At 28.5% G+C, this 23,603-nt stretch carries 20 protein-coding genes and 1 other annotated feature; all 20 genes read right to left on the bottom strand.

Going from position 1 to position 23,603, the window contains the following annotated elements:
* Positions 1-611 precede the first annotated feature (611 nt).
* The 20 genes from IC219_RS08590 to IC219_RS08495 all read right to left on the bottom strand — a co-directional run bounded on the left by IC219_RS08590 (position 612) and on the right by IC219_RS08495 (position 23,547).
* Positions 612-1,862 (bottom strand): DUF1015 family protein, encoded by a 1,251-nt coding sequence (locus tag IC219_RS08590; protein ID WP_227482941.1) that lies wholly within the window; start codon positions 1,860-1,862, stop codon positions 612-614.
* 31 nt (positions 1,863-1,893) lie between these two features.
* Positions 1,894-2,835, bottom strand: a complete 942-nt coding sequence (locus tag IC219_RS08585; RefSeq protein ID WP_227436698.1) for a D-2-hydroxyacid dehydrogenase — start codon at positions 2,833-2,835, stop codon at positions 1,894-1,896.
* Between the two features lie 239 nt (positions 2,836-3,074).
* Positions 3,075-4,151 carry a pyridoxal-phosphate-dependent aminotransferase family protein gene (locus IC219_RS08580; protein WP_227436700.1) on the bottom strand — a complete coding sequence of 359 codons (1,077 nt, stop codon included), beginning with the start codon at positions 4,149-4,151 and terminating at the stop codon, positions 3,075-3,077.
* A gap of 355 nt (positions 4,152-4,506) precedes the next feature.
* Positions 4,507-5,022, bottom strand: a complete 516-nt coding sequence (locus IC219_RS08575) for a PaaI family thioesterase (RefSeq protein WP_227436702.1) — start codon at positions 5,020-5,022, stop codon at positions 4,507-4,509.
* Between the two features lie 307 nt (positions 5,023-5,329).
* Positions 5,330-6,400, bottom strand: coding sequence for a 3-isopropylmalate dehydrogenase (gene leuB / locus IC219_RS08570; protein WP_227436704.1), 1,071 nt, complete (start codon positions 6,398-6,400; stop codon positions 5,330-5,332).
* Positions 6,401-6,406: 6 nt separating this feature from the next.
* Positions 6,407-6,898, bottom strand: coding sequence for a 3-isopropylmalate dehydratase small subunit (leuD, locus tag IC219_RS08565; RefSeq protein WP_227436706.1), 492 nt, complete (start codon positions 6,896-6,898; stop codon positions 6,407-6,409).
* A 14-nt stretch (positions 6,899-6,912) separates the two neighbouring features.
* The gene (gene leuC / locus IC219_RS08560) at positions 6,913-8,190 is read right to left on the bottom strand and encodes a 3-isopropylmalate dehydratase large subunit (RefSeq protein ID WP_227482942.1); all 1,278 of its coding nucleotides are present in this window, start codon (positions 8,188-8,190) and stop codon (positions 6,913-6,915) included.
* Positions 8,147-9,889: a 2-isopropylmalate synthase gene (gene leuA / locus IC219_RS08555; protein WP_227436712.1), complete on the bottom strand. Its 1,743-nt coding sequence runs from the start codon at positions 9,887-9,889 to the stop codon at positions 8,147-8,149. The genes leuC and leuA overlap by 44 nt, the downstream gene beginning before the upstream one ends.
* 129 nt (positions 9,890-10,018) lie before the next feature.
* Positions 10,019-10,263: a binding site (T-box leader), on the bottom strand.
* A gap of 156 nt (positions 10,264-10,419) precedes the next feature.
* On the bottom strand, positions 10,420-10,866 hold the full coding sequence (locus IC219_RS08550) for a hypothetical protein (protein WP_227482943.1): 447 nt from the start codon (positions 10,864-10,866) through the stop codon (positions 10,420-10,422).
* 20 nt (positions 10,867-10,886) lie between these two features.
* Entirely contained in the window at positions 10,887-11,606 is a 720-nt protein-coding gene (locus IC219_RS08545; RefSeq protein WP_227482944.1) for a phosphatase, read from the bottom strand.
* Positions 11,607-11,724: 118 nt separating this feature from the next.
* Positions 11,725-12,990: a 30S ribosomal protein S1 gene (locus IC219_RS08540; protein WP_227436716.1), complete on the bottom strand. Its 1,266-nt coding sequence runs from the start codon at positions 12,988-12,990 to the stop codon at positions 11,725-11,727.
* 212 nt (positions 12,991-13,202) lie between these two features.
* Positions 13,203-14,570 (bottom strand): MATE family efflux transporter, encoded by a 1,368-nt coding sequence (locus tag IC219_RS08535; RefSeq protein ID WP_227436718.1) that lies wholly within the window; start codon positions 14,568-14,570, stop codon positions 13,203-13,205.
* Between the two features lie 242 nt (positions 14,571-14,812).
* Positions 14,813-15,250, bottom strand: a complete 438-nt coding sequence (locus IC219_RS08530; RefSeq protein ID WP_227436720.1) for a COG2426 family protein — start codon at positions 15,248-15,250, stop codon at positions 14,813-14,815.
* A gap of 31 nt (positions 15,251-15,281) precedes the next feature.
* Positions 15,282-15,911: an HAD family hydrolase gene (locus IC219_RS08525; protein ID WP_227436722.1), complete on the bottom strand. Its 630-nt coding sequence runs from the start codon at positions 15,909-15,911 to the stop codon at positions 15,282-15,284.
* Between the two features lie 21 nt (positions 15,912-15,932).
* Positions 15,933-16,820 carry a decaprenyl-phosphate phosphoribosyltransferase gene (locus tag IC219_RS08520; RefSeq protein WP_227482945.1) on the bottom strand — a complete coding sequence of 296 codons (888 nt, stop codon included), beginning with the start codon at positions 16,818-16,820 and terminating at the stop codon, positions 15,933-15,935.
* A 28-nt stretch (positions 16,821-16,848) separates the two neighbouring features.
* On the bottom strand, positions 16,849-18,072 hold the full coding sequence (locus IC219_RS08515; RefSeq protein ID WP_227436727.1) for a DUF6080 domain-containing protein: 1,224 nt from the start codon (positions 18,070-18,072) through the stop codon (positions 16,849-16,851).
* A gap of 396 nt (positions 18,073-18,468) precedes the next feature.
* Positions 18,469-19,611, bottom strand: a complete 1,143-nt coding sequence (locus IC219_RS08510) for an aldo/keto reductase (RefSeq protein ID WP_227436728.1) — start codon at positions 19,609-19,611, stop codon at positions 18,469-18,471.
* 139 nt (positions 19,612-19,750) lie between these two features.
* Entirely contained in the window at positions 19,751-20,617 is an 867-nt protein-coding gene (locus IC219_RS08505) for a cation diffusion facilitator family transporter (RefSeq protein WP_227436730.1), read from the bottom strand.
* Positions 20,618-20,870: 253 nt separating this feature from the next.
* Positions 20,871-22,418, bottom strand: a complete 1,548-nt coding sequence (locus IC219_RS08500; protein WP_227482946.1) for a glycine betaine ABC transporter substrate-binding protein — start codon at positions 22,416-22,418, stop codon at positions 20,871-20,873.
* Positions 22,411-23,547 carry an ABC transporter ATP-binding protein gene (locus IC219_RS08495; RefSeq protein WP_227436734.1) on the bottom strand — a complete coding sequence of 379 codons (1,137 nt, stop codon included), beginning with the start codon at positions 23,545-23,547 and terminating at the stop codon, positions 22,411-22,413. The genes IC219_RS08500 and IC219_RS08495 overlap by 8 nt, the downstream gene beginning before the upstream one ends.
* Positions 23,548-23,603: the final 56 nt, after the last annotated feature.

Raw genomic sequence — 23,603 nt, 5'->3', positions numbered from 1 at the left:
CTATTTAACATTGTCCCACTTTAATTTAAAGATAAAATTAAACTCAATATATCCTCATTTTCAACACTTTAATTTTAATGAATATTTTAAAAATATAACTTAATTTTCTTTTGATTTTAATAAGGCTTAATAACATAGTATATACTAATTATTATTCATTATTTTTCTAATTAATCACTATACTTTTTATATAATCAATCCTGTTTCCAAATTGAATTACCATTTTCTTAAGCTTCAACACTATAAAATAATTATAAGCTTCATACTCATCCTTGAAACTTAGTTTCCGAATAATAATTCTAGCATGTCACTTTAATATCCTTTTATTTTTCTAATTTTGCTCATATAACAATATAGTCTATAATAATAACAAATATCTTTTAACGCTTATTATAAATACTGTCTATATAAATTTCCATTCTAAATTATAACATACAATATTACTCTATTTCTGTTAAATGTAAATTTTTACCATATAAAAATCTAAAAAAAAAGATAGCTTTTTAGAAAAACTATCTCTTATAATTTAAAATTACTATACTATTATTTTTAATTAAAAATTAAAGGCTAAAAAGTAGTAGAGTTTACTTTTTAGCCTTTAATTTTATTAATTATTCATTTATTTCGTGTAAGAATAGCCCACATCTTACCTTAGGTTCAAACCATGTTGACTTAGCTGGCATTATCTTGCCTGCATCTGCTACTTTTATTAAATCCTCAATACTAGTAGGATACATTGCAAACGCTACCTTCATATCTTCATTAACTCTTCTTTCTAATTCCTCAATTCCTCTAATTCCACCAATAAAATCAATTCTTTTATCTACTCTAGGATTTTCAATTCCTAAAATAGCATCAATCACATAATTTTGTAGTATAGAAATATCTAATGAGTCAACTGGGTCTTCTATGTCTAATAAATTCTTATTTGCCTTCATTTTGTACCATTTATCACCTAGATACATTCCGAAAGTTCCTTTTTTGTCAGGTTTATATTTTTCTTTACCTTTCATTTGTTCTACATCAAAATTTTCTTTTATTTTATTTATAAATTCTTCTTCATTTAAACCATTTAAGTCTTTGATAACTCTATTATAATCTAAAACCATTAGATTTTCATCTGGTGCAATCATTGCTATAAAATAATTAAATTCTTCTTTTCCAGTATAGTTTGGATTTTTAGCTCTCATTTCTTTAGCTACATTTTCTGCTGAAGCTGTTCTATGATGACCATCTGCAATATATAAATAATCTAATTTTCCAAATGCATTTACTAAATTACATATTATATCATCATTATCAATCTTCCACACTGTATGCTCTATCTTGTCATCTGTTATAAAATCATATAAAGGCTCATGATTATCCATAAAATCATTTATCATATCATCTATTAATCTTTGATGTTTGTAAGTTACAAGTATAGTTCCCGTATTAGCATCACAGTATTTTATATGATTAGTTCTATCAACTTCCTTTTCTGGTCTAGTGTACTCATGTTTTTTTATTGTTCCATCTAAGCTTTCATCAACTGAAATACATGCAACTATACCAACTTGAGCTCTGCCATCCATAACTTGTTTGTATATATATATACAATCTTTTTCCTCTTTTACTAGAATTTCTTGTTTTCGAAATTCGTCCAAATTTTCTCGTGCTTTTAAATAAACTTTTTCATCATATAAATTTATATTTTCATCTAAATCAATTTCTGATTTATCTATATGCAAAAATGAATATGGATTCCCTTTTGCAATTTCTCTAGCTTCTTCACTATTCATAACATCGTAAGGAAGTGCTGCTACTTTATCTACTATATATTTATTTGGTCTAATCGCCTTAAATGGTTTAATCGTTGCCATTACTAAATTCCTCCTAATTGTATAAAATATTTTATAATGCTACCCCTATTAGATTGTTGAAGTCAAGAAAGTAGTCTTGAATCACATTTACAATTTCTTCTCCAATTCTTTCTTGAGCCTCTACTGTAGATGCTCCAATATGAGGTGTAGGAGAAACTCTTGGGTGATTTACTAAATCTAGATTTAATGTAGGTTCTTGCTCATAAACATCTATAGCTGCTGCTGATAATTTACCCTCATCTAATGCTTTTAGTAAATCTTTTTCGTCCACCAAACCGCCTCTTGCACAGTTTATTAAATAAGCTCCATTTTTCATCTTATTTATTTCTTTTTCAGTTATTACTGCCCCCTTATTCTTATCAAAAGGTATGTGTAAAGATAAGAAATCTGCTTTTTGTAAAACTTCTTCCATATCACAGAATCTATATTTGTTAAAGCCTTGTGCTTCACCCATTATATCAGTATATATGACATTCATTCCTAATAGTTCTGCCCTCTTTGCAACTTCTTTTGCAATTCTTCCAAAACCTATAAGTCCTAATGTTTTTCCATTAATTTCTGTACCTTTGTATTTTTTCTTTTCCCATTTTCCATCTCTCATAGTTACATTTGCAGTATTTATGAATCTTGCAAGTACAAATAATTGACCTATTGTAAGTTCTGCAACAGATATACTGCTTGCATTTGGAGTATTCATGACTTTTATTCCATTAGCTTCTGCATATTTAACATCTATATTGTCTAATCCTACCCCACCTCTTACTATCAATTTTAACTTTTTACCTTCTAATGCTTTGTCTATTACATCCTTAGTAACCTTAGTAGCTGAACGTACTACAAGCACATCAACATCTTTAAGTTTATCTCCTAAAACATCTTTTTCATAAAACTCTTCTATCACATTAAAATCTAACTCTCTCAATTTTCTCGCTGCATCTTTCTCTATTCCATCAGTAATTAATATATTATACATAACAAACTCCTCCAATTATATTCACTTAATTTTTCCAATTTTTATTTTTTAAAGTATTTTCATCACTAAAAAACTTTATTTAATTACACTTTCTATTTATATAATTTTCAAAATATTTTTTATTAAAGTCATATCAAATTTCATTAATGTTTGTTAAAAATTTAATATGTAATTTTCATAAAACACATTTTATTTTATATATTTTAAATTTAACTTAAAATACACATAATTTTGTAATATTACTTATTAAAACCTAATATATCATCAATATTATCTAATAATTCTTGTACATCTTCGACAGTATAGTCACCCATATGTGAAATTCTAAAAGTTTTTTCTTTTAAATTGCCATAGCCATTTGCTATTTGGAATCCTCGTTCTTGTAATTTTGAATTTAAATTTGATACACTAATACCTTGAGTATTTTCTATAACAGTAAGTGTATTGGATAAGTGATTTTCATTGGTAAAAATTTGGAAGTGTTTTTTAGCCCAGATTCTAACTAAGTTTGCCATGTCTTCATGTCGTTTGAATCTGTTATCTAGGCCTTCATCTAATATATTATCTAATTGGAAATCTAAAGCGAACATGTGAGAAAGAGATGGTGTTGAAGGGTATTGGTAGTTTTTCTTGATTAAGTATTCATACATTTCTAACAAATCAAAATAAACTCCTCTAAAAGGTACTTGCTTAGCTCTATCGATTGCTTTTTGAGAAAATGTGCAAATAGACATTCCTGGTGGTAATCCCAGTGCTTTTTGTAATGATGTTATACAAATATCTATTCCAATCTTATCAACCTCGACTTTTATTCCACCGGCTGAACTTACAGTGTCTACACAGTAGACCACATCTTTATATTTTTTAACAACTTCTCCAATTTCTTCTATTGGATTTCTTATTCCAGTTGAAGTTTCATTGTGAGTTACGGTTATTAAATCATATTCTCCGGTAGAAAGCACCTTATCAACCATTTCTGGTGTTGTTGCCTCTCCTAATTCAACTTTAAATATATCCGCTGGGACATTATTAGCCACTGCCATTTTGTACCATCTATCACCAAAGGACCCACAGGAAAATACTGCTGCCTTTTTGGATGTACAGGAACGAATGGAGCCTTCCATTAAACCAGTTCCGGACGACGTGGATAAAAGTATCGTGTTGTTGGTATAGAATAATTTTTGCATTTTTTCACTTATACTTTTTTGAAGTATAGATGCATCTTTCCCTCTATGTCCTATCATTGGTGTAGCCATCTTTTCCAAGACTTCTGCTCTAACATCAATAGGACCAGGAATAAATAATTTCTTACTCATTATAATTCCCTCCTTTTTTAGTTTGTAATATGGATAGTGTGTTTACTGTCCTTATTTTTAATATCTATAATATCAAGCTAAATTAAGTATGTCAACATAAAAATTATATTTTATATATAATTTATTTTCTATATTTTGTGAAATCATCCATTTTATACCTCATCATTAGTTTGAATTTTCTGAATTTTTCCCATAAAAAAAATACACTTTTTAAATATATAAATTATTTTTTTTAACGTGTAAATTTAATGCTATTATAAGAATTTTTTTTAAGTATAGCTAAGTTATTTTTATCTTATGTTTTTCAATTTTATATTTTTTTACACATCATTTTACATAGCAAATATGTAATCACTTAAATCTCAATATATTCAACTTTTTCTTCTGATTCAGCAAAGAACCATTCTTCATCAGAAAAATCACCTTCTGCTATTTGACCAATAGGCATCTTCATATATTTTCCAGTTGCTGTTACTGCTATCTCTCCATTTGGCAAAATTATTTCTCCTGTACCTTCAAATAATTTTCTATTTTCTTTAGTTATCCTTCCAACTACTTTTATAGTAGCATCTGTTGGTACTGGCTTTTTATATTTCAATTCCAAAGATACTGTAACCCCCCATATTTGGTCATCATTTATACTTACAGCTCTTCCAATAGTCTCATCTAATATTGCAGCAGACATACCTCCATGAACTCTCCCTGGATAACTCTGATGCCAATCTTTTGTATTACAAATTGATACAAGTTCTCCATTTTCAAGTTCATAAAAATCTGCTTTTAATCCTAATTCATTTTGCGTTCCACAAACTAAACAAGATTTACTACTATTTTGCTTTTTTAAAACCTTATATTTTCCCAAAAACTCCATCTCCTAACTAATATTGACAGTCACTTAATATTCATAATACTAAAATATATTATATAATATTAATTAAATCCCTGCAAATTTCTAATAAACAAAAATAGGCTATTTCAGCATTAAAATCTTAATCCAAAGTGTTATTTTATAAAAAAGCACAACGTGATTTTATGTAATTAAAATTACCTAAAATCATGTTGTGCTTTAAAAATAAAATATCTCTTCTACCCCAAATATAAAACTATTTCACAATAAATTTTTTACTAATGCCCCCCATTATATGACCAAATCGTATTATATAAATTAAACTATAATTCTAAATTTCATTTACTATTAATTCTCCCATTTTCTTTGTACCAACAACAGTTCCTATACTATTATATATATCACTAGTTCTGTATCCTTTTCTAAGTACATTTTGTACTGCATCTTCAATGCATTTAGCTTCATCTTCTAGATTAAAGCTATGTCTTAACATCATTGCGACAGATAAAATAGTTGCAATTGGATTTACAATATCTTTTCCAGCTATATCAGGAGCACTCCCATGTATTGGTTCATACATTCCAAAGCTATCTTCTCGAAGTGATGCAGATGGTAACATACCTATAGAACCTGTAACCATGGATGCTTCGTCAGATATTATATCTCCAAAGATGTTATTAGTCACTATTACATCAAATTGGCTAGGGTCTTTCACAACTTGCATAGCAGCATTATCAACATACATATGTGATAGCTCTACATCATCAAATTCTTTAGCTAAGTTCTCCATAATACCTCTCCAAAGTCTTGAACTTTCAAGCACATTTGCTTTATCTATACTGACAAGCTTCTTCTTTCTATCTCTAGCGATTTCAAAAGCCCTTCTTCCAATTCTTCTTATTTCATTTTCATTGTATACCTCTACATCATAAGCCTCTTCAACACCATCAATAATCTTTCTTCCACGTTCTCCAAAATAAATGCCCCCTGTTAACTCCCTCACAACAACAAAATCAATGCCTTTTTCTACTATATCTGCTCTAAGTGGTGAAGATTCCTTTATACTTTCATATATAGTTGCTGGTCTCAAATTTGCAAATAAGCCTAAGGATTCTCTCAATTTCAAAAGACCTGCTTCTGGTCTTGCATCCCCTTTACATTTATCCCACTTTGGACCCCCAACAGCTCCAAGTAATACCGCCTCGTTTTTTCGACATATTTCAACAGTTTTATCAGGTAGAGGTTCTCCAGTTTCATCAATTGCACATCCTCCAGCCAATACATATTCACAATCAAATTTATGATTAAATTTATAACAAATTTTATTTAAGACCTTTATACCTTCTTTTATAATTTCTGGCCCAACACCATCACCTTTTATGACTGCTACTTTACAATTCATACACCATTACCCCCTGTTTACCTTTATTGAGTTAATTAAACCTTCATTTGTTATGATATTTTGCATAAACTCAGGAAATGGTTCAGCCTTATATTTTGTTCCTTTTGTTATGTTTTTTATTACACCTGTTGAAAAATCCACTTCTATAGTATCACCTTCTTCTATGCTATTAGCTGCTTCCTCACATTCAAGTATTGGAAGCCCTATATTTATAGAATTTCTAAAAAATATTCTAGCAAAAGTTGATGCAATTACACAGGATACTCCACTTTCTTTTATTACGATTGGAGCATGTTCTCTTGATGAACCACATCCAAAATTTTTAGTTGCAACTATAATATCTCCTGCCTTTACTTTAGATACAAACTTATCATCAATATCTTCCATACAGTGTGTTGATAGTTCCTTATAATCAGCTATATTTAAATATCTAGCTGGTATTATTACATCTGTATCTATATTATCACCAAATTTAAAAACTCTTCCATTAGCAATCATAAACTTTACCTCCCTTAAATTATTTCTGATGGTTTTGATATTTTTCCAGTTATAGCTGATGCTGCTGCTACAGCTGGACTAGCAAGATAGACTTCTGAATCAACATGACCCATTCTTCCTACAAAGTTCCTATTTGTTGTTGAAACTGACCTTTCTCCTGCTGCAAGTATACCCATATGACCTCCAAGACATGGTCCACATGTTGGTGTAGAAACAGCTGCTCCTGCTTCTATAAAGATAGTAATATATCCTTTTTCTATTGCTTCAAGATATACTTTTTGAGTTCCAGGAAATATCATCACTCTAACCCCATCTGCAACTTTTTTACCTTTCATGATTTCAGCTGCAACTTCAAGGTCTGATATTCTTCCATTTGTACAAGAGCCTATTACAACTTGGTCTATCTTTATATCGTTATCAATCTCATCTACTGTTTTAGTATTTTCAGGAAGATGTGGAAAAGCTACTGTTTCTTTTAATGTAGCTAAGTCAATTTCATATACTTCATCATAAATTGCATCTTCATCTGCTTCGTATACATTTAAAACTTTTTCTGTTGTTGTACATTTATGTGAATTTATATATTCTATAGTTTTATCATCTACTGGAAAAATTCCATTTTTAGCCCCTGCTTCTATTGCCATATTACAAATAGTAAATCTATCATCCATAGATAGATTACTTACTCCATCTCCACAAAATTCCATTGATTTGTAAAGTGCCCCATCAACACCTATCTTCCCTATTATATGAAGTATCACATCTTTTCCAGTTATCCATTTATTTGGCTTATTCTTTAGGACAAATTTTATTGCACCAGGTACCTTAAACCAACATTTTCCTGTAGCCATGCCAGCTCCCATATCAGTTGAACCTACGCCAGTGGAAAAAGCGCCTAATGCTCCATATGTGCAAGTATGAGAATCGGCACCTATGACTACATCTCCTGCTGTTACTATACCTTTTTCAGGAAGAAGAACATGTTCTATTCCCATATCCCCTACATCAAAGAAATTGACCACTCCTTTGGATTTTGCAAAACTTCTTGTAAACTTACACTGCTCTGCACTCTTTATATCTTTATTAGGTGTAAAATGGTCCAAAACTATTGCCACTTTAGATTTATCATAAACATCCTCAATTCCTAACTTTTCAAATTCTCTAATAGCTACTGGTGATGTTATATCATTGCCTAAAACTATATCTAAGTTTGCTTCAATCAATTGTCCTTTCTTAACCTCATTTAAATTAGCATGTTTCGCTAAGATTTTCTGCGTCATAGTCATCCCCATTTTCTGCTTCCTCCTCAATATAACTTTTATTTATTGCATTCATAAGAGCATTAATAGCTGCTGTATTTATATTTTCTGATATGCTTACCCCAAAATAAACTTTATCATTATGTTCTATTCCCACATAGGCCACACCTCTTGAATGTGAACCTTCCTCTAATGCATGTTCCCAATAATATCTAAATTTATAATCTTTCATTCCACATTGTTTTAATGCATTATTAAATGAATCTACTGGCCCATTTCCTATTCCAACAATCCTTTGTTCATTACCCATATAAGTTACTCTTGCAGTCATCTCAATCATATTAGTATCATCAGAATCATCACTTTCATAGTTTATCTCATCCATTGATTTTATCTTATATTTCTTAACTTTATATGGACTCTCAACATCAATATATTCCTTCTTGAATAAGTTAAATATTGACTCACTGCTAAGTTCCGCTCCTATTCTATCAGATTCCATTTTAACCACATTTCCAAAATCAGCATGCATATTTTTAGGTATCATGAAACCATAATCTGTTTCCATTATATAAACAGCTCCACCTTTTCCAGATTGGCTGTTTATTCTAATGATTTCTTTGTATTCTCTTCCTATATCATGAGGGTCTATTGGTAAATATGGAACTTCCCAACAACCATCATTTCTATTGCTAATTGCTATCATACCTTTTCTAATAGCATCCTGGTGAGAACCTGAAAAGGCACAATGTACAAGATTTCCTGCATATGGATGTCTATCATGTACTGTAAGTTTTGTACAGTCTTCATATATTTCTATCATTTTATCAATATTACTAAAGTCTAATTCTGGGTTTATTCCTTGTGTATAAAGATTAAGACCCACATTTACTATGTCCATATTACCAGTTCTTTCACCATTTCCAAATAATGTACCTTCAAGTCTATCTGCTCCAGCTAATAATCCAAGTTCACTTGCTGCTGTACAAGTTCCCCTATCATTATGAGTGTGTAAACTCATTATAATAGAATCTCTACAGCTTATATTTTCACAAAACCATTCTATTTGGTCTGCATATATATTTGGTGTTGCCATTTCTACTGTTGATGGAAGATTTATTATAACTTTCTTTTGTGGCGTTGGTTTCCACACATCTATAACTGCCTCACATATCTCAAGTGCATAATCCATTTCTGTACCTGTGAAACTTTCAGGTGAGTATTCAAAAATAAACTCTGTTTCAGGATATTTCTTTGCTTCTTCATTGAATAATCTTGCTCCCTCAACTGCTATATCTATGATTTCTTGTTTACTCATATTAAAAACCACTTCTCTTTGAAGAACAGATGTAGAATTATATAAATGTATTATTGCTTTCTTACATCCTTTTACTGATTCAAATGTTTTTTCTATAAGATGAGCTCTAGATTGTGTAAGTACTTGTATAGTTACATCATCTGGAATCATATTTTCATCTATTAGCTTTCTTAAAAATGTATACTCTGTATTTGATGCTGATGGAAAGCCTACTTCTATTTCTTTAAACCCTGTATCCAAAAGCATTCGGAACATTCTGACTTTTTCTTCTACATTCATAGGTGTTGGCAGTGATTGATTTCCATCTCTTAAATCGACACTACACCAAACTGGAGCTTTTGTTATTTCGTTATCTGGCCATTTACGATTTACCATTTTCATTCTATTATATTTTTTATATTTTCCATATTTCATGTTATTTTCCCCCTTTTCTGTTTTTTGTATTCAGTATACCTTATATCGACGCAATTCTACCCCTTTTCAATTCATAAGTACAAATGTTAGATTTATCATTAGAATAAAAATAACCCCATCTCTAGTAAAACTAGAGACGAGGTTTTGCTCGCGGTACCACTCTATTTAGCTTTTTAAAAAGCTCCCTTAGTAATAGCTACTACTAATTATTATAATAGCTATTTTTCCTATAACGTGGAAATACGGTTATCCTAAGTTACACAACTCAGGAAACAGCTCCTAGACAAGTTCAGAATTATCAACTGCTAAATCACACCATACTTTAGCTCTCTGGAAGTTTCATGATTCTTACTACTTCTATTCATCGCTTTTAAAATCATTTAAATTTTCTAAATATTTTGATTTAATAGTTATTATATACACATTAAAATGTATTGTCAACATAAAAAAATAATTATCTGTATTTTTTTATTATTTATTTTTGTCAAGTAATATTCTAAATCATGCTAACTATTGAAAATAGTATGGTATTACCCCTTAAATTTTTTTATCTTTTCATCTATTGTACTCAATAATTTTTTTTCATCTTCCAAACTCAATGCATTTAATCTAATTTTGTAATTAAAATTATCAGAACATATATTTAATATATTTTTTGTTACTTCTATTTTTTCTATTACTTTATAGTTAAATTTTTGATTTTTTCTAGCTTTTATACTGAAAATACATTGATTATTTATTGATATTGAATGATTATCAAGAGTAAGATATACTTTTCCCTTATATCTATTTGAAAAATCACGACCTTGCTTAAAAAGAAAAACCGCTGTTATTATACATAAAAGATATAAAAATGTTGTTGAGTATATAAAAATTGTGGCCAAAATTATAAGAGCTAAAACCATATTTATAACCATTCCCTTTTTGAAATAACCATTGTCATAATAATTCATGTAGATAAACTTATTTTTACTCAAATTTTCTCACTCCTAAAATTCTAAAAATTTATATTAAAAAACTCTACAATTTCATCTTCATGATAATTTATTACTAGTTCTTCTGGAAAATCCACTGATTTTAAAACTTTCTCTGCACTTTCAAATTCACCTATAGAGTAACATATATGCGAATCTGTACCAAGAATAACTCTTACACCATATTGTTTACATAATAGTAACATTTCACTTGCATTTTCCCAAGTTCCAGTTCTATGAGAATTTGAACTTAATGAAGAGTTATTTATTTCTAAAAGAATATTTTTATCCTTTGCTTTTTTTACTATAGACTCATAATCTAAAGGATATCTACTATCATCTGGATGCCCAATTATCTTTACTCTAGGTTTATCCATCACTTTTAAAATAGCATTTGTATTTTCTTCTTTTGTACCTGAAGCTATACAAGGTCTATGCAAACTTGCAATTATATAATCTAAATGTTGTAGCATGTCTTCTGGAACATCTAAGTTTCCATCATAATCCATGATATTTCCTTCTATACCTCTAAGAATTTTTAAATCTTGTATTTGGCGTGGAAGTAGATGTAAATTATAGAAGTAAAATGGATGTGGTCCTCCTGGCATATTAGGACCATGGTCTGATATGCCTAAATATTTTATATTTTTTTGAATTGCTTCTTCAACATTTTCTTTAAAAGTACTATGTGCATGTCCACTTATTAAAGTATGACAATGTACATCTATAATAGCTTTTTTCATTAATTTTCCTCCTAATACTGTATATAAATTTTTATAGATAGTTGAAGGGCTATTTTAAAACTAAAGCTGTCAAAATAGACAGAGTAATGTTTTAAAACAGCCCCCCTTTTTGATTATTTTATATTTCTAAGTCTTTAAATTTATCTTTAAATAATTCTCCAATACTTCCTAGAGATTCTTCTACTTCTAAAAACTCTGTTATATCCTCTTCTGGCTCTCTAGTTGCTTCTTTTATCGAAACTAACATTCTCTTAGTTTTTGGTTTAAAATCAAGAATTTTAACTTTAATTTCGTCTCCAATATTAACAACATTAGTAACTTTAGCTACTCTAGTATCACTCAATTCAGAAATTGGTAAATAAGCATCTACACCTTCTTCGATTTGGACAAAAGCTCCCTTTTCTATAATTCTAAGAACTTTAGCATTAACAACATCATCAACTTGTAATTCTTTTGCTATTAAATCCCATGGGTCATTGTTTATATCTTTTAATGCTAGTGCAATTTTTTTAGTTTCTTGATTTACATCTAATACATAAACTTCCACTTCTTGACCTTCAGAGACAACATCTTCCACACTTTCAACTCTTGTCCAAGATAGGTTATTTATATGTGCTAATCCTTCAATTCCACCAATATCTATGAATGCACCATAAGACATTATCTTTGTTACTTTACCATCTCTTTTCTGACCAACTTCAAGGGAATTAAACAATTCTTCTTTAGCTAATTTAATACGAGCTTTTTCTTCTTCTCTTTCATGTTTTATTCTAGCTCTTTCGGCTTCCTTTTCTGCCTTAATTTGAACTCTTCTTTCTTCTCTCTCTTTATTTATACGTTCTTGTAATACGTCTCTATGAGATGCTACAAATCTATTTTTTCTAGCATCCATTTCTTTTATATATACTTCTAAGTTACGACCAACAAATTTAGACGTATCTGTAATAAACTTTGTGTCAAGCTGAGAAATTGGTATAAAAAATGTATATGTATTGTAATTAGCAAATACACCTTTTTCTATATTTTTTTCAACGTTTACAGTTATTATTCTATGTTCATCATAAGCTTTGTGTAAATCAGCAAAATCATTTTTTCTATCTAATTGTAACTTAGATAAAGTTATTGTTCCATCTTTTTGAGATACTTTTGTTATTATAGCAGTTATTTCATCATTTATATGATATAACTCTTCTATAGATTGATTTTTTTCTATGTTTAATTCACTTATAGGTATTATTCCATCAAACCCATAACCTAATTCTAGTTGTACTTCATCATTTCTCACTGCAGTTATTTTTCCAGTTATCAATTCCCCAACTTTCACTTTGCTGAACACTTGCTCTTGTTGCTCAAGTAGCTCTTGCATTGTTAAATCATTTTCCATTATATAAACATCCTTTCCTCTTATTGATTATCATATCTGTAAATATTATACCATTAATATTGCAAATACTTACATTTTTCTTACTATAATTTTAAATTTTAATTCTAGTTTGTATCTTTGTAAATTATAAAAAATATCTTCTTAAATTAAAATACAAATTTTAATTTTTAACTAATAATATATGCTCCTAAAAACTTTCTACTATTTATATTTTACTCCTCTATTACTTTAGGTTTTGATAGAGAACATTTATAAAACACAAAGAAACAAATTGCTGTAATAGTGGCTGCTGTTATATCTGCAATCGGCTCTGCTAAAAGTACAGCAAAAAGTTTTTCATCAAAAAACATTGGAAGTATAAATATTAAAGGTATCAAAAGTACAACTTTTCTAAGAAGAGCTAAAATTAAAGATATTTTTGCTTTTCCAAGCGCTAAAAATGTCTGCTGGCAAGCTAATTGTATTCCAAACATAAAAGAGCCAGCAAAATATATTTTTATACTCCAACTAGTCATACTAAGTAATTGTGGGTTTTTGTTAAATATACTTACAAAGAACGTAGGGAATATCATAAGTAAAATCCACAAAATTGCAGAGTATGTAAAACATGATAATAAACATAACTTAAAAGTCTTTTTTACTCTGTCAATCTGTCCTGAACCATAATTGTAACTTATTATTGGTTGTGCCCCTTGTGTAAATCCCATGTTAGGAAGCATAAGAATTTGCATTATACTACTCATTATTGCCATTGAACCTACTGCTAAATCTCCTCCATACATCTGTAATTTGCTATTTAGGGCTATAAGCACTAAACTTTCTGTAGATTGCATTATAAATGGAGAAATTCCCAGACCTAATACTGGCAAAATAATACTTGCTTTAGGCATCATGTATTTCTTTTTTATCTTAAGTATACTTTTCTTTCCAAATAGAAATACCAATACCCAAATAGCAGAAACTCCTTGTGCAATTATAGTGGCTAATGCAGCTCCTTTTACCCCCATACCAAATCCAAATATAAAAATTGGGTCTAGTATTATGTTTATCAAAGCTCCTATAGCAACCGTAATCATACCAGTTGTCGCAAATCCTTGAGTATTTATAAAGGTATTCATACCTAGTGAAATTTGAACAAATACTGTCCCTATTAAATAAATATTCAAATAATCCATTGAATATCCAATTGTAGATTCGCTTGCTCCAAATAGCCAAAGTAAGGGTTCTTTTCCAATCTGAAAACCTATAGTCAATAGTATCGCCAAAATAACTAATACAGAAAAACTATTACTCATTATTTTCTCTGCCCCATCATTATCTTGTTCCCCCATTTTTATAGCAGCTAAAGGTCCTCCCCCCATACCAATTAAATAACTACATGAAGTTATTATAATTATTATAGGAAATGCTACTCCAACACCTGCCATAGCAACTTCGCCACTTTCCATTCTACCAATAAAGATTCTATCTACTATGTTGTACAAAACATTCACAATTTGTGCAATAATAGCTGGTGTAGCCAATTTAAAAAGCAATTTGCCTACATTCTCACGACCTAAATCAGTATTTGAATTTTCCATCTTAAAACCTCCTTAATAATTTAATGTTTAAATCTATTACTATTAAAAATACATTTTATATAAAAACTTTATTTTATTGATAGGCAAGTTTAAATTAATTTCCTCATAAATACTACTATACTATATTTCTTTTATGATAGTAAACATTTTAAGACCAAATGAATTTAAATATTTTGTCTAAATAAAAAATATTTTTCACATATTTTCATAAAAAAACTATCCAATAGTATATTTGGATAGTTTTATATTATATGTAGAGAAAGGGCTGACACTATGACTCCAGACAATAAATTTCCTAAAAATACTCCTATAAAAGCATCTTTTATTCTCATTTTTAGTATTGAGGCTATCGCAGACGCAGTCCATGTTCCTGTTGTTGGAAGTGGTATGCCTACAAATAGTATTATACCTATTATTGAAACGCTTTTTAATTTCTTCATTCTTGAATTTATTTTTTTATCAATTGTGTTAGCAAGTCCCTTAAATAACTTTTTACCTTTCAAAAATTGCAATATATGTCTAAATGTCAATATCAAAGGAATTGATACTAATGTAGAACCAATCACACTAAATACATAAACCCATATAGGATTTAAGCCCATTGCAATACCTATAGGAATGGCTCCTCTTAACTCTGTTACAGGAACCATAGACAAAATTAATATGTGCAAATATCCCAAACTATCCCCTCCTATTCTAAGTGATATAAAGCTATGAATTTATTTGTTCTATAACCTCACCATTTTTCTTATTAACCAAAAATGCATTTTTAGCTAAGGAAAGCATAGGTAAATCACTTTTAGAGTCTGAATATGCATATGAATTTTCATAATCAATCTCAATTCCAAGTTTATCTAATACAGTATTTATTCTCTGTATTTTTTCAATTCCCTTGCAGTTTTCGCCAATGAATTGGTTTTTGTATCTTGAATTTTCACAAAATAGCTCAGTGCCTATAACCTCATCTGCGAAATCATAATACTTAAAGTACTTCATATATGCATATGGAGATGCAGTTATCATAATTACAACATTATGCTCTTCTTTGTTTTTATAAATTACTTTTTTTATAGACTCATTAATTTTTTTCATTATACAACTATCAAAAAAATCTTTTAACTCGTCTTCGCTAAAATCTACTATTGGATAAAAGATTGCCTCTTTTGCTTTTTTCAAAGGTACTATTTTAACCAAATACATCATTAGAGTAAAAATTATGTATGGCAATTTTATAATAGTCTTAAGTGTTTTATTTTTTAAAGAATAAATAAAAAAGTCTACCATACTATCAGTATTTATAACAGTATAATCTATATCGAGCAATAATACACTTTTTTTCATAAGTATTTTCCCATCCTATCACTAAAAAATTAATATTATTAAACATGTAATTACCCATAAGATTACGTTTATTTTTAAAGCATTATCTTTTAGTATAATGTCAGTAGGATTTCCTTCATTTGTTTTGTTAATTATATAATTATATCTAAGTACACCATAAACTACAAATATTGTTGTAAATATCATATCTGGTTTTTCTGGATTACTTGTAGAATATAATGCATAGCATACAATTGTAGAACTTAGTATAACTATCATCATTTGATTTAAATTTTCTATATCATAATCTTCTAGTATTTTTCTATGCTCAACTGCATTATCTTTTAAAATTATGATTTCTTTTTTGCGCTTTCCAAGAGCTAAATACAGAGATAAAAAAAATGTACATAATATTATCCAGTTTGATAATCTAACATCTATAGCTACACATCCTGCATAAACTCTAAGTATAAAACCAAGAGATATAGAAAACACATCTAATAGAATTATATTCTTTAACTTAAGAGAATATAATATATTATTTATCAAATATAAAATGAGAATTATAGTTAATTTAAAATTAATAACCGTTGACAAGCAAATTGAAATTAAAGCTAAAACAACAAATAATATATTCGCACTTCTTTTACTTATTCTTCCACTTGCTACTGGTCTATTACGTTTTTTAGGATGTCTTTTATCTTTATCCATATCTATAGCATCATTTAATGCATATGCTGATGATGATATCAAACAAAAACACACAAAAGCTATAAATGTATTTAACAATAGACTTATATTTAGTATATTGTTTGAAAATATTATAGCAGCAAATATAAATAAATTCTTTATATACTGCTTTATTCTCATTAATCTTATATAATCTGAAATTTTAGTAAGAAGATTAATTATTATATTTGTCTGTTTCATAAACTTACTACCCTTTCAACATTATTTTTTAAACAGGATATGATTTTATCCCAATATTTAAAATTTCTATAAATCCATTTATATTACTAATTATTATAGTGACTAGCAACAATGATAAAAATATATTGTACATACTTTTTTCATTTTTTCTAAGTGCTTTAGTAAAGTAAGCTAACAAAACTATAACAGCAAAACTAAAATTTATAGTCATTATACTTGAATTAGTCAGATTGTACCCTATTATACCATGTAAAACTAAATTAAATAAAATTATTCCCATACACAATTTAGGAACTCTTTTTTCTGAGTTCTCAATAACAGCTAAAACACAAAAACAAAATGCTAATAAAGTAAGGATAACTGGTATCGTTGCAACTTCTCCATTTTGTAAAAATAGTCCTTTTTTAATCTCTGCTCCAGGAAAATAAAAAACTGAATACAATAATCTTTCTATAATCATTGCAACTTTTTCTAAAATAGGCTCTCCACTTATAAACTTTGTATCATATTGTATTACATTTCCAAGATTCATAAAACTTTCATAAGATTTTGTTGAAACTACACAAATATATGCCATTAAAATAAATGTAATTAAATGCTTTAATATTTTTCCTATTTTTAATTTAAATTCAAATATTATGTTAAGCAAATACAAATATATATTACTAATAGTTATTCCAAATAATGGTATAGCTGCTAATTCTACTAAATAAGAGTTTTTTCCGTTCATTTTATTTGCAATAAATATAAAAAATATTAATGTAAACTGACTATATATAAATCTTTCTACATTTAAGGTCATAAATAGTTGTGGAAAAGAAAATATCATTATCATAGTAAGTAAAATTAAGGTTAACCTCTGCATTTTTATTTTTTTAATATGATTAAAAACTAAAGTTATAGATATAGCACTAGTTACTATTTGTAGACAAATCAATCCAAATCCATAAGCAGTATTAAAATCGGTTGTCCCTGGATTTGCTATCGAAGTACATAGTAAATATATTGGATATGCAAAAATTGATATAATAGCTGAAAATAATACGTGCTTGCTATTGTCTTGATTTATAGCAAATACATTTAAATTGAATAGTACACCTGTATCTGTATCTAATAACACATCATAAGTGTTGTTCAAATCATAAAATATTGTAGTTTTAGAAAAGAATGCTATTGTTATTATTAAATAAGTTATTATGACTAATATAAATAAAAACATCTCATTTTTATATTTAAATATATTATTTTTCAATATATATCACCCTCCATTCATTATATAGGATTTGTTACTACCTACAATTTATTCTTTTAATTATAATAATCACTTTTATAATATCCTTACTTGTTTTATTGTAATTGAATAATTCCTTATTTACAACCACAATATTTACTTTATTAAAAGCTATAATTAAATAAAAATTATTTGTGTAATATATATTGAAAGCTTATAAAATTAGAGTTTGCAAGTAATTTTATTGTAAAATATTGGAATAATTCAATGTGAAAATAGATACTGTCAGTTAGTATAGATAAAATTTACCCATAATAAATTAAAGCATAATATATAAGGAGACAAAATCATAATTTGTCTCCTTATATATTAAACCTTATTAAATACTATACAAATTTTAAGTACAATATAAACTGACTATACTGTGACATTATTGACTCCATGTTCTTCCCATTGCTTAATTTCTCTTAATCTGTCAATTATCGGTAAATGTTGAGTACACTCAATTTCACATTTTCCGCAAGCTATACATTCTTTAGCTTTTGCTTTACTATTCATTGTATAATTCCAATGTGCTAGCCCATAGACCGATTTTGTCATTTCTTCATCACTCTTTTTAAACATCTGTTTTTCATTATAAAAAAGCATATATGCTGGAGTGTTTATATCTTTTGGACATACTTTACAATATCCACAACCTGTACATATTTCATTCATATTTTTACTTAATCTAGTTTCAATATCATGTATATCTTCATCTGAATATATTTTATGCTCATCTGCAATTTTACAAGCATCATCTATATCCTGCTTTTTATTAACTCCTATTAACGATATATTTATTTGTGGAATTCCTATGTTAAATCTTAAGGCTGATTCTATAGTACTTTCACCTTCTCTTGCTAGAAAAGAAAGCTCTTCATTGTACTTTGGAATAGTTCCACCACTTAATGGATTCATAGCTACAACACCATATCCATTTTCAATAGCATGTTTAGCACCTTTTAATCTATATGGAAAGTTTAGTATATTAATTCCCATAGTAACACCTTCAAACTTATTTTCATCAAGAACCTTTATGACTTCATCTCCTGGCTGATGAGATGAAAATACTATGTGGTCTATCAATCCTTCTTCTTTACATTTTAATAGACCCTCATACTGACCTCCAGGTCTCATTGCAAATTCATAATGTTCCATCTTTCTAATATTCCATATATGATAGAAATTTATTTTAGATACGCCCAATCTTTCTATTGACTTTTTCACAGCATCTATTGCTTTTTCTGCTGTGTCGTATACTTTTGGCTTTCCTTTTGTAGATACGTAAAAGTCTGTTTTACCTTCTTTTATCATTTGTCTAAAAGCTAGTCCAAATATATCTTCGCTTCTGTCATCACAATACCCTGGTGCTGTATCAAAATAATTAATGCCCTTTTCATATGCATATTTAATTAAATCTGCATTTTCTTGGTCATTTTTTTCTAAATCAAATCTTAATCCTCCATATCCAACTACCGAAACCATTTTCCCAGTCTTTCCATATTCAACGTATCTCATAATAAATTCCTCCTTAGGTATATTAAGACTTAATTTCTCTATAAAAAATATTATACCATAAATATTTTCTGAAAATATTTATGGTATAATATTTTTTTTATGAATTATAAATTTTTATACTTATGTCTTTATAATCAAATTAAAAGCTATAAAAAGGTTCAATATGCACTATTACCTGAGCATTTTCATTAATTTCTTCTTGTATTTGTTTCTCAATTTTATGTGTTAAGTCATGTGATTGCTCTACACTTATAAATGGGTCTACCATTACATGCATATCAATATAAATAACACTCTTACTACCTCTACTTCTAATATTATGAACATCTCTCACTTCATTAAATTCAAATACAATTTCCCTTATATACTCTTCATCTACAGCTACTCTATCAACTAAAATTCCAATAGACGGTTTAAATATTCCATAAGCTGAATAAATTATAAACCCAGAAATAATAATAGGAACTACAGATTCTATTATTACTGGAAATCCTAACTTAACACCAACTAAAGTAACCAATACTCCTAAAGACACAAATATATCACTTCTTGTATGCAATGAGTCTGAAATTAAGACATAACTATTCAGTTTAGTTCCAACTCTATACTCATATATACAGACAAAAATATTTATAAAAAGAGTAATGACTAGAGCAATTAAACTTTCTATAGTTATAGAAGGTGTAACTGGGTTTGCCAGTCTTGATATAGAACTAAGAATTATCTTAACTGCTATAACAAATAGCATACCACTAATAAATAAACTGGTTATAATTTCAAATTTTTTATGCCCATAAGGATGATCTTTATCTTTTGGTTTAGATGCAAAAAAAATACCTATTAATCCTACTATATTAGATGCTCCATCTGACAGAGAATGAAACCCATCTGCTGTCATACTATAACTTTTAATTTTATTACCAATAATTATTTTTAATAATGCTACAGCAAAATTGGCAAATAAAATTATCCATAACACTTGCTTCACTTTTTTATAATTATCCATAACTGTATACCTCCTCCCTTCGACTTAATCGAAAAAAGACTATGTATCAATATCAATTGACTAGATAAAGCAAATTGTATATATGCACACTTACTATATTTATATTCAAAGTTGGTTGTACTTGTTCATTCAATTTAAAAATTAATTATGAATTAAAAATCATAATATAGGTTTTGTATACAAAAAAATAAGTTATAAATAGTATTTAAAATACTATCTATAACTTAAGTTCATAATATAAACTATTAATTTTCTATACTAAACCTTCTTTAACTAAGAATGAATGAGCAACCTCTTCTGGTGATTTTCCAAGCTCATCAACTTGATAGTTAAGTTCTCTCATAGTTTCTTCATTTATTTTTCCTGAAAGAATATTCATCACTTTTTCTAACTCAGGATATTTCTTAAGAGTATCTTGTCTCACTAATGGAGCCGCATAATATGGAACAAAGAAGTTTTTGTCATCTTCTAATATCTTAAGATTAAACTTCTTAATAAGACCATCAGTTAAAAACGCATCTACAACTTGAGATTCATTATTATCTAAAGCTGTATATCTTAAACTTCCATTCATAGCTTTTATATCTTTGAATTTTAGACCATAATCTCTAGAAATACCTACAAAACCATCTTCTCTATTTTCAAACTCTAAAGTTGGTGAGAAAGTAAAGTCACTACTATATTTAGTTAAATCAGAAATAGTGTTTATTCCATATTTCTCAGCAGTTTTAGGCATCATGGCTAATGTATAAGTATTGTTAAATCCAATAGGGTCAAGTAAAGTTAATTGATTCTCTTTTTCCATAGTATCTTTAACAACTTTATATGCTTCATCAGCATCTTTAATTGGAGCATGCTTCATTACATTTACTAAAAGTGTACCTGTATAATCTACATACATATCAAGTTCACCAGATTTAATAGCATTAAATGCAACAGATGAACCACCTAGATTTAAATTCTTTTTAACATTAAGGTCTGTATTTTTCTCTATCAATTCAGCATAAACATTACCAAGAATAAGTTGTTCTGTATAATCTTTTGAACCTATAGTTATTGTCTCTTTTTTGCTTGAAAAACTTGAACCAAAAGTAACAAATAACATTGCAATAATTATTATAGCAGATACTACTTTAAGCCCTATATAATTTTTCTTTGGAGCCTTTGGATTTAAGCCTTTTGGAGTAACTGCAACTTCAATCTTACTAAATAAATAATCAACTAGCAATGCAATTATACATGATGGAATTGCTCCTGCTAAAATCATATTGTTATTTACAGTTTGTACACCTGAAAATACTAAATATCCCAGACCACCAGCACCTATAAATGCTGCAAGAGTCATAAGACCAACCGCTGTAACAGCAGAAATTCTAACCCCACCCATTATTATAGGCAAAGCTAAAGGAAACTGTATTTTAAATAAAGTTTGATTTCTTGTAAGACCAATACCTTTAGCCGATTCTAATACTACTGGGTCAATACTTGTTATACCTATATATGTGTTCTTTACAATTGGTAATAATGAATATACTACTACCATAAATATTGCTGGTTTGCTTCCTATACCAAGTACTGGTACAAGAAGACCCAAAAGTGCCATTGATGGAACTGCTTGAACTAAGTTTACAAATCCAAGCACAATTTTTCTAAGAGATGGTATTCTTGAAATAATTATTCCTAGAGGAACACCCACTAGTATAGCTATCAAAATAGATGTAACAGTTAAGCTCATATGTTGTATCAAAAGCTCTATAATCTTATCTTTTTGCAATAGTATAAAATTAAAAAAATTATCCAAGGACACTCACCTCCATCTCTAGGAATTGCTCACTTAAAACAGAAAGTAAACTACTTCTAGTAATCAGTCCTACTAATTTATTTTCACTTGAAACAACTGGAATATATCCAACTGAATTACAGTTCATTATATTTAGTATTTCTACTAAATTATCACCTTCATTTACATGCAAAGGCTCTCTTGACATAATATCACCAAGCAATGTCGATTTATCATGACGGTCTTTCATATCTTTTACAGTGACAATACCTTTTAGTGTTCTAGCTCTATCTATGATTAGTAAGCTATCAACCTTACTCGTTCTCATAATTTCTATACCTTGAGTTACAGTTCTTGTTGAATTAACAGCAATAGGATTTTTTATCATAATATCTTTTGCTTTTATATATTCTGGATTATCCCAGACTCTATCTTCTCCAATAAAGTCTTTTACAAAATCATTTGCTGGATTTCTAAGTATGTTCTCTGGAGTATCATACTGCGCTATTCTTCCATCTTTCATAATACAAATCTTATCAGCTATCTTTAAAGCTTCATCCATATCATGAGTTACAAATATTATAGTTTTTTTCAGTTCATCTTGAAGAGAAAATAATTGTTCTTGTAAAGATGTTCTTGTTATTGGGTCTAAAGCACTAAAAGGCTCATCCATTAATATTATTTCAGCATCAGTTGCAATGGCTCTTGCAACACCAATTCTTTGCTGTTGACCCCCACTAAGCTCTGAAGGATACTTATTTAAAAAATCATCACTATCAAGACCTACCATTTCAAGTAATTGTAAAGTTCTTGCCTCAATTTCTTCAACTGACTTTTCCTTTTTTAAACGTGGAATTAACTCTATATTCTCTTTTATTGTAAGATGAGGAAATAGACCTGTGTTCTGTATAACATATCCTATTTTCCTTCTAAGTTCTATTTCATTTTCTTGAGAAATTGGTTTACCATTAATATATATTTCACCAGATGTAGGTTTTATTAATTTGTTTATAAGCTTCAAAGTAGTAGTTTTCCCACAACCACTTGAGCCAATTAAAACTACCAATGTGCCTGTTTCGACAGCTAGAGAAATATCATCTAATATTACATTATTTCCCATTTTCTTGGTTACGTTTCTTATCTCTATCATAATTTATCATCCCCTCTTTCGACAAGCAACCCTTGCCAACGCAATAAGTTGTTTTT

It is taken from the genome of Clostridioides sp. ES-W-0018-02, from assembly GCF_020658175.1.
Taxonomy (GTDB): Bacteria; Bacillota; Clostridia; order Peptostreptococcales; family Peptostreptococcaceae; genus Clostridioides.
The sequence above is the reverse complement of the archived record's forward strand: the minus strand, read 5'-3'. Positions and strand labels throughout refer to the sequence as shown.